This is a genomic window from Mannheimia sp. E30BD (assembly GCF_041807785.1).
Classification (GTDB): domain Bacteria; phylum Pseudomonadota; class Gammaproteobacteria; order Enterobacterales; family Pasteurellaceae; genus Mannheimia.
Genome location: NZ_JBGTYX010000035.1, coordinates 1 through 8,431 on the forward strand (window position 1 = coordinate 1; position 8,431 = coordinate 8,431).

Here is an 8,431-nt window from a genome sequence, read left to right on the forward strand (position 1 = left end):
ACAAGGGGCGGGTCCTGTGCCCGCCCGTAAATCATCTTAGTTATTCAGGCGGGCACAGGACCCACCCCTACGAAAAAAATCTTATGTCGATATTAAAAATACAAAACCTCAACCTCAATTTCGGCAACACAAAGGTGTTACAAAAGCTCAACCTTGCCGTTAATCAAAATGAAATTATCTGCCTGCTTGGGGCAAGTGGCTGTGGAAAAACCACACTACTCAAAGCGATTGCGGGTTTGTTGCCGATTGAACAGGGCGATATTCATCTTGCGGGGCAATGCCTAAAAAGCAAGGCGGTGGAAGAACGCAAAATCGGGCTGATTTTCCAAGATTACGCTCTATTTCCGCATTTAACTGTGGCGGATAACATTCAATTCGGCTTATCTAAACTGCCAAAAGACGAGCAGAAAGCGATGACCGAAAAAATGCTGTCAGTGGTGCATTTACAAGGCTTTGAAAGCCGTTTCCCACACGAGCTTTCAGGCGGACAACAGCAACGTGTCGCGATTGCCCGTGCATTAGCCTGCCAACCTGAATTATTACTGTTAGATGAGCCATTTTCCAATATCGATAGCCAAACTCGCTATGCGATGATTCAAGAAATCAAACAGATCTTAAAAAGCCAAAATGTGCCTGCTATTTTTGTAACACACAGTAAAGAAGAGGCTTTTGCCTTTGCCGATAAAATTGCGGTGATGGATCAAGGTAAAATCGTCCAATTCGGTAAACCAAATGAGCTATATCATTCTCCAGTTAATCCTTTTGTGGCGGATTTTTTAGGTGGCACAAACTACCTTAGCTGCAACGTAACAGAAGATAAACTCTTATGTAGTCCACTGGGCGAATTCCGTCTTTTCCCTGAGATGCCTGTTACCAAAGGGCGTTACAAATGGCTACTCCGCCCTGAGCAGATTATCTTAAAACCAAACGAGCTTGGTTTAGGTAAGGTAGTAGGTAAACTGTTTTTAGGCTTATACTACCGCTACCAGGTTGAAATTAAAGGCATTGAGATTGTAACTTATCAGTCTCAAGAGCTGAAAATTGGCGAACAAGTGGAAGTGGGCTTCCAAGTAAGAGAGTTTATCCTATTTTAAGGAGAATATATGAAAATTGAAGTTTGGTCAGATTATGCCTGCCCGTTTTGTTACATCGGCAAACGCCACTTAGAGCAAGCCCTAGCCCAATTTGAAGGCGAGGTTGAAGTGGTTTTCCGAGCCTTTGAGCTTGATCCGCACGCTAACGGCGAACCGGAGGGAGATATTCAGCAACGCCTAATGCGGAAATATCAAAAAACCGCAGAACAAGCTGATGAAATGATTCGTTATGTGGAACAAGCCGGCAAACAAGCTGGGCTAGATTTGCGTTACCGCACCACCCAATACACTCGCACCTTTGAGGCTCATCGCTTGGCAAAATTTGCTGAAACTAAAGGTTTCGGTGAAGCGATGATTGAGCGTTTATTCAAGGCTTACTTTACCGATAATACAATTTTAGCCAAACGCACCGAGCTGATGGAATTAGCCTTAGAGATCGGCTTAGATCGTGATGAAGTCGCTCAACTACTGACTGGCGATGATTTCGGACACGAAGTGCGGGAAGATGAACGTATGGCTCATAAATATGGCATTCATAGCGTGCCGTTTTTTGTGATTGATGAAAAACTCGGCGTATCAGGGGCTCAGCCACCAGAAGTATTGCTCGATGCCATCAAACAGGCATTGCAAAAATAAGTGGAAAAAAGACCGCTTGTTAAGCTAAACAAGCAGTCTTATTCTTCTTATAATTTACAATTTATTTTTTGGTGATCGCACCTAAAATACCACGCATAATTTGTTTGGTGACTTGGTTGCGTAAGTTTCTGCCAACTGAATGCGCCACTTGGCTAACCACTTGTTCGGTAATCGATTGATCTTTTTTCTTCTTCGAGCCAAAAATGGAAGAGAGAATACCGCCAAAGAAGTCATTGTTTGCTTCTTCTGCCACAGCCTGCTCTGCTTTAATTGCTTCTGCTTTCGCATTAAGTAATTCAAACGCAGATTCATTATCGACATATTGGCTGTAGTGATGATAGAGATCATCTTGCTTCACTAAACTATCACGTTCGCCTGTGGCTAATGGAGCTAATTGGCTTTTTGGTGGATAGATATAGGCAATTTCTACAGGCGTTGGCATACCTTTTTCATCTAGCACCGAAACCAACGCTTGCCCCACACCAAGTTGCGTGATGGCTTCTACCACATTTACCTCTTTATTCGCTCGGAAAGTTTCTGCCGCTGATTTTACCGCTTTTTGATCACGAGGTGTGAAAGCACGGAGTGCATGTTGAATACGATTACCAAGCTGCCCTAATACTGAATCAGGTAAGTCGAGTGGATTTTGCGTAACAAAATAAACCCCAACACCTTTCGAGCGAATTAAACGAACAACCTGTTCAATTTTATCCACTAGCACTTTTGGTGCCCCATCAAATAGTAAGTGAGCTTCATCAAAAAACAACACAAACTTCGGTTTTTCAGGATCGCCTACTTCAGGTAAATTCTCAAATAGCTCCGCCATAAACCAAAGTAAGAAAGCTCCATACATTCTTGGCGAATTAATGAGTTTTTCAGAGTTTAAAATATTGATTACACCACGTCCGTTGCGAGTTTGAATCCAATCGTGTAGATCTAACGCAGGCTCACCAAATAAATTATCCGCCCCTTCGTTTTCAAGTCTTAGCAATGCCCGTTGAATCGCCCCCACACTTGCTGCCGATACATTACCGTATTCCACTTGGAACTCTTTCGCATTTTCTGCCACAAATTTAAGTAATGCACGAAGATCTTTTAAATCAATTAAAAGCAATCCACGATCATCTGCAACACGGAAAACAAGATTTAATAAGCCCTCTTGGGTGTCGTTTAAATTAAGTAAACGGGAAAGTAACATTGGCCCCATTTCAGAAATGGTTGTACGAAGTGGGATCCCTGTTTCACCGAATACATCCCAGAAGGATACAGGATAACCATTTAAGTAATCTTCACCACCTAAGTTGAACATTTCAATGCGTTCTACAATTTTTCCGGAAAAACTGCCCGCTTGTACTAGGCCTGAGAGATCGCCTTTTACATCAACCAAAAATACCGGCACGCCGTCATCACTAAAGGCTTCCGCTAATTTTCGTAACGTAACGGTTTTACCTGTACCTGTTGCCCCAGCCACTAAACCGTGTCGGTTTGCCATTTTTGCGTTAAGCGAGATAACTTTGCCTGATTCTGTCTGAGCAATATTATATAAACCCATATTTGATTCTCTTCTTAAAAATAATTAATTACTTATGCCCATTTCTTCTCGCTACAAAGGTATTTCTACTCTTTGAACGATTAATTTTTGGCAGAGGTAACAAAGCCTGTTTATCATATTGGCTCACTGGAATTTGGTGTCCAATATAATCTTCTATAGCTGGTAAATTGACCGCGTAACGCTCGCAAGCAAAGCTGATAGAATGTCCGCTCTCCCCTGCTCGCCCCGTTCTGCCAATGCGATGAACGTAGTCTTCTTTATCATCAGGCAGGTCATAATTGAAAACGTGAGTTACATCGGGGATATGCAATCCACGAGCAGCCACATCAGTTACCACTAAAATGTCCAAATTGCCTTTAGTGAAATTATCAAGCAGTGAAAGACGTTTTTTCTGTGGAATATCGCCCGTTAGCATTCCAACCCGATGCCCATCTGCCGCTAAATACTGCCAAATTTCCTCACACTTATGTTTCGTGTTGGCAAAAATCATACAGCGTTCTGGCCACTCTTCTTCTAATAAAGTTAGTAGGAGTGCAATTTTATCTTCATTAGAGGGGTAAAATAGTTCCTCTCTAATGCGATGCCCTGTTCGTTGCAGTGGCTCAATTTCAATATATTCGGCATTATCCATATCTTCATAAGCAAGCTCACGCACTTTTGCCGATAAGGTGGCTGAAAAGAGTAAAGTCAAACGCTCTGAAGGTTTAGGGGCTTTTCGCATTAAGTAACGAATATCTTTGATAAAGCCAAGATCGAACATTCGATCTGCCTCATCTAGCACGATCACTTGAATTTTGTCTAAATTGATAATGCCCTGCTTAACGTAATCAATTACACGCCCTGTTGTGCCAACAAGAATATCTACGCCTTTTTCAATTTCTTGTACTTGCTTGTCGTAACCATCTCCACCGTAAGCAAGGGCAAGTTTGAGATCACAATGTTGTAAAAACAACTGTGCATCCGCCCCAATTTGCACCGCTAGTTCACGGGTTGGGGCAAGAATTAAGGCTTTCGGCTGATTTTTTGCCGTGTCGATTTCGTTATTCAATAAATGGTTAAAAGTTGCAATTAAAAACGCAAGGGTTTTACCTGTACCTGTTTGAGCTTGCCCTGCAATGTCATTGCCTTTAAGCGTAATCGGAAAGGTTTTCGCTTGAATTGGTGTGCAGAACTCGAACCCTTTTCTATCTAACGCATTCAATACATTAGCGTGAATGGGGAAATCGATAAAACGGTGTTCGGTAAGATGGTTTGACATAGTATTTCCTTGAGATATTCGTGTTGTTACAAGCGGTTATATTTTACTTAAAATTTGCAAAAAATTTAACAAAACTAACCGCTTTTCACTTTATTAGGCAAGATAGATTGAAAAAGTTCTCGACTTTTAAGCGGCTGAGAACCTAAATAAGGTTTTAATGCAATACGGGTAAAGCGTTTCGCCGCTTGTTGCGTTGTTTTTTCTGAAAAGTCGAGCTGAGCAAAAGCCAGTAAATCACGCCCTAAAAAACTGTTATTATTTTGCAGTAATGAGGCAATAAAGCCTTCATTTTCTCTGAATTGGTAACTCATATTCGGATCAAGCGCTAAACCTGTTGCTGCACAATGAGTGAAATCCACCCCATAGCCCAATGCTTTTAACGTATGAAATTCAAAGGTGCGTAAAATAGGCTCAACTTGATCTTGGGTAGCTAGTGCTGTCATACAGTGTAAATAGTGTTGAAATAACTCTGGATAAGCGGTCTGATTTTCTAGCACTCTTGCAAGCACTTCATTGATGTAAAAGCCGCTATAAAGAGCAATGGTTTCCATCGGTAAAGTGAGTGCGGCAGGCTCTGCTTTAGTCAGCGTTTTCAACTCCCCTTTACCCGACCAACGTAATAACAACGGCGTAAACGGCTGAAGCACTGCTTTCAATGGCGAACGAGCTCTCCTCGCCCCTTTTGCGAGTAAGGTAATTCGCCCGTGATGCTCGGTAAAGAACTCCACGAGTAAACTGCTTTCGCTATATTCACGCCGATGAAGGACAAAGGCTCGTTGCCATTGGTCTATTGTCATAATTTCTTGTTAATTATGAGGTTGTAATTTACTTCTGCCAAATCTCCCCCTCCCCTCTTTGCTAAAGAGGGGAGATCTTGCGGAGTATATTTTAAAGTCATTTTCACTATTTAACCTTTTATATAGATAGGAAGATGAATTTAAAATTTCTGGAGAACTAGTCCCCCTCTTTAGAAAAGAGGGGTTAGGGGAGATTTGATTACGATATTAATGCTATAACGGGAGCCAACTACTCATCCATATACCCTAAACTTCTCAATGCTCTTTCATCATCCGCCCAACCAGCTTTTACTTTCACCCAAAGCTCAAGGTGGACTTGGTTGTCAAATAGGCGTTCCATATCTTTTCGAGCTTCAATGCCGATGGTTTTGATTTTTTGCCCCCCCGCACCAATAACCATTTTTTTCTGACCATCTCGTTCTACTAAAATCAAGCCATTGATTTCATACACCCCACGCTCATTCATTTTGAACTGTTCGATTTCGACCGTAACCGAATAAGGTAGTTCTTCTCCCGTAAAACGCATAAGTTTTTCACGGATGATTTCTGATGCCATAAAGCGTTGGGAACGGTCGGTTACATACTCTTCAGGGAAATGATGCACACCTTCACGCAATGATTTACGCACAAATTTCTGCAAAATGTGAACATTTTTACCACGTTGAGCAGAAATAGGTAGAATTTCCGCAAAATCAAATTTCTGAGACAGCTCGGTAATATGTGGAAGCAGTTCCTCTTTTTCTTTGATGTTATCTACTTTATTAATTGCCAATAAAACAGGAGCTTTTGCCGAACGTAACTTGTTTAACACCATTTCATCATCTTCTGTCCATTTTGTACCTTCTACCACGAAGATGATTAAATCTACATCGCCAATCGCTGAGCTTGCTGCTCGGTTCATTAAACGGTTGATAGCTCGTTTTTCCTCGATGTGCAATCCCGGTGTATCCACATAAATCGCTTGGTATTGATCTTCGGTGTGAATACCAATAATACGGTGGCGTGTGGTTTGAGCTTTGCGTGAAGTAATAGAAATTTTTTGTCCTAAAATTTTATTTAATAGCGTTGATTTACCCACATTTGGGCGACCAACAATAGCAATAAAACCACAATAGGTTTTTGCAGGAGTTTGAGTTTGTTCTGTCATTTTGTTTTCCTTTCATTCTGTGGAATGAATTTGATGGTGCAAGCGTCCACGCTTGTACCATTTAATTAAATCTTTAGCACAAGCGAGGACGCTTGCGCTATCTTACTTTTTCGTTTTAACCACCGCTAACGCTTTTTCTGCGGCATTTTGTTCGGCTTTTCGGCGGCTGGTGCCAATGCCGATAAACACTTCCTCGACGTTAATCACTTTGCAGGTCACTCGGAAAGTTTGGTTATGAGCTTCGCCTTTAATATCTAATACATCATATTCAGGCAATGGCAATTTTCTACCTTGTAAAAACTCTTGTAAGCGTGTTTTCGGATCTTTTTGTGAATCGCCCGGGCTGATTTCATTTAACAAATCGGCGTACCACTCCGCCACTTTTTCCATTGCTTTTACCATATCTTGATCGAGATAAATCGCCGCAATAATCGCTTCAACACAGTCCGATAAAATCGATTCTCGGCGAAAACCACCACTTTTTAGCTCTCCTGGACCTAATTTTAGGTAGTCGCCTAAATCAAATTTGCGAGCAATAATCGCTAGAGTTTGCTCACGCACAAGAGTTGCTCTCATACGGCTAAGCTCACCTTCATTCGCTTTTGGAAATTTGTCGTATAATACTTTACCAATAGTAAAATTTAAAATTGAATCGCCTAGAAATTCAAGACGCTCATTGTTTTTGGTTGCCGCACTGCGGTGTGTTAAGGCCTGAATGAGGTAATCAAGGTTATGAAATTGATAACCTAATTTTTTCTGTAATCGTTCTAGTTGCATAGTTTATGTGAATAAAGGGGCGTATCTCATACGCCCCTGTTAAGATTAATTGATTGAGGTAAACATTCTAGAAAAACGAAGCCCCGTTGGGAATTCATTTGCTTTTTTATCTAAACTTAACCAAATAAAAGTGGCTTTACCAACGATGTTTCTCTCAGGCACAAAGCCCCAGAAACGACTGTCTTCACTGTTATCGCGGTTATCACCCATCACAAAATAGTATCCTTGTGGCACAACCCATTCACCTTCTGCTTGCCCTTCTTGTTGGTAGAAATAAGGTGCATAGCTAAATGCCATTGGGTGATTTAGAATTTGGTGCGTAACATCGCCTTTTTCAGTGCGTTCTACCTGCATTTCACCGTGATAGAAAAACTCAGGATTTTGCTTGCCTTCGCTGTATTCAAATACCTTTGTTTCGCCATTGGCTTTAGTAACCGTTAATTGCTGAGTTGCAAAATCATATTTAATTTTATCGCCACCTACTGCAACCACACGCTTAATATAATCAACGTGTGGTTGTGCCGGTGCTTTGAATACAATCACATCGCCTCGTTCTGGTTTGCCCGTTTCAATCAAGGTGTTTTGCCAGATAGGATCTTTAATACCGTAGCTAAATTTATTTACGACTAAGAAATCGCCTACACGCAAGGTTGGCTCCATTGAACCACTTGGAATTTGAAACGGTTCAAATAAGAACGAGCGAAGTACGGTAACAAAGAATAGAATGCCGAAAAGAGAAGCAAAAAATTCGCCCACCGCTGATTTAGGCTGAATTTCAGCGATTTCTTCTTCGGTTAGCTCTCTGCCTAATCGTTTTTGTTGTAATGCAATGGCTTGTTTGCGTCTTGGGTCTGCACTGAATTTGTAGAATGCCCAAAAGCCACCACAAATAATTACTAAGGCAACTAAGATAATTGAGATGGTATTTGGGAGCTGCATTGAATCCAACCATTTCCAAATACCATAAATAATGCCTAGAAAAATAATTGGCATAAATTGTGCCATTTTCACTCTCCCTTTTTATTTTTACCGTGTGGGCGAATAATTATTCGCCCCTTGTATATCTCAAATGAGTTAAACTAAGCAACACAACCCGTTATCGGCATCTCGTCTCGTCCCTTGAAAGCACTTCGTTGTGTAGCTTAGAGAGCCGATAACTTTCATCACAAA

8 protein-coding genes are annotated in these 8,431 nt (G+C 41.3%); 2 read left to right on the forward strand and 6 right to left on the reverse strand.

All coding sequences use genetic code 11. From position 1 onward, the window contains the following. The first annotated feature begins 83 nt into the window (after positions 1 to 83). Together ACERCG_RS11760 and ACERCG_RS11765 are read left to right on the forward strand one after the other, a co-directional pair. Positions 84 to 1,094: an ABC transporter ATP-binding protein gene (locus tag ACERCG_RS11760; RefSeq protein WP_373612244.1), complete on the forward strand. Its 1,011-nt coding sequence runs from the start codon at positions 84 to 86 to the stop codon at positions 1,092 to 1,094. 9 nt (positions 1,095 to 1,103) lie between these two features. Further along, positions 1,104 to 1,730: a DsbA family protein gene (locus tag ACERCG_RS11765; RefSeq protein WP_373612245.1), complete on the forward strand. Its 627-nt coding sequence runs from the start codon at positions 1,104 to 1,106 to the stop codon at positions 1,728 to 1,730. Positions 1,731 to 1,791: 61 nt separating this feature from the next. On the opposite strand, the gene ACERCG_RS11770 is transcribed toward ACERCG_RS11765, so the two are convergent. The 6 genes from ACERCG_RS11770 to lepB form a co-directional block, all read right to left on the reverse strand. Further along, positions 1,792 to 3,282: a helicase HerA-like C-terminal domain-containing protein gene (locus tag ACERCG_RS11770; RefSeq protein WP_373612246.1), complete on the reverse strand. Its 1,491-nt coding sequence runs from the start codon at positions 3,280 to 3,282 to the stop codon at positions 1,792 to 1,794. A gap of 28 nt (positions 3,283 to 3,310) precedes the next feature. Continuing rightward, positions 3,311 to 4,540, reverse strand: a complete 1,230-nt coding sequence (rhlB, locus tag ACERCG_RS11775) for an ATP-dependent RNA helicase RhlB (RefSeq protein WP_373612247.1) — start codon at positions 4,538 to 4,540, stop codon at positions 3,311 to 3,313. A gap of 74 nt (positions 4,541 to 4,614) precedes the next feature. Further along, positions 4,615 to 5,337 carry a DNA repair protein RecO gene (gene recO, locus ACERCG_RS11780; RefSeq protein ID WP_373612248.1) on the reverse strand — a complete coding sequence of 241 codons (723 nt, stop codon included), beginning with the start codon at positions 5,335 to 5,337 and terminating at the stop codon, positions 4,615 to 4,617. A gap of 229 nt (positions 5,338 to 5,566) precedes the next feature. After that, the gene (gene era / locus ACERCG_RS11785; protein ID WP_373612249.1) at positions 5,567 to 6,484 is read right to left on the reverse strand and encodes a GTPase Era; all 918 of its coding nucleotides are present in this window, start codon (positions 6,482 to 6,484) and stop codon (positions 5,567 to 5,569) included. 102 nt (positions 6,485 to 6,586) lie between these two features. Continuing rightward, entirely contained in the window at positions 6,587 to 7,261 is a 675-nt protein-coding gene (gene rnc / locus ACERCG_RS11790; protein WP_373612250.1) for a ribonuclease III, read from the reverse strand. Positions 7,262 to 7,306: 45 nt separating this feature from the next. Further along, positions 7,307 to 8,266 (reverse strand): signal peptidase I, encoded by a 960-nt coding sequence (lepB, locus tag ACERCG_RS11795; protein ID WP_373612251.1) that lies wholly within the window; start codon positions 8,264 to 8,266, stop codon positions 7,307 to 7,309. Between the last annotated feature and the right edge of the window lie 165 nt (positions 8,267 to 8,431).

Excerpts from the sequence above, each read along its gene's own strand:
- era (WP_373612249.1), bottom strand. The coding sequence starts at position 6,484 with ATGACAGAACAAACTCAAACTCCTGCAAAAACCTATTGTGGTTTTATT.
- rnc (WP_373612250.1), bottom strand. The coding sequence starts at position 7,261 with ATGCAACTAGAACGATTACAGAAAAAATTAGGTTATCAATTTCATAAC.
- rhlB (WP_373612247.1), bottom strand. The coding sequence starts at position 4,540 with ATGTCAAACCATCTTACCGAACACCGTTTTATCGATTTCCCCATTCAC.
- ACERCG_RS11765 (WP_373612245.1), top strand. The coding sequence starts at position 1,104 with ATGAAAATTGAAGTTTGGTCAGATTATGCCTGCCCGTTTTGTTACATC.
- ACERCG_RS11760 (WP_373612244.1), top strand. The coding sequence starts at position 84 with ATGTCGATATTAAAAATACAAAACCTCAACCTCAATTTCGGCAACACA.
- lepB (WP_373612251.1), bottom strand. The coding sequence starts at position 8,266 with ATGGCACAATTTATGCCAATTATTTTTCTAGGCATTATTTATGGTATT.
- ACERCG_RS11770 (WP_373612246.1), bottom strand. The coding sequence starts at position 3,282 with ATGGGTTTATATAATATTGCTCAGACAGAATCAGGCAAAGTTATCTCG.
- recO (WP_373612248.1), bottom strand. The coding sequence starts at position 5,337 with ATGACAATAGACCAATGGCAACGAGCCTTTGTCCTTCATCGGCGTGAA.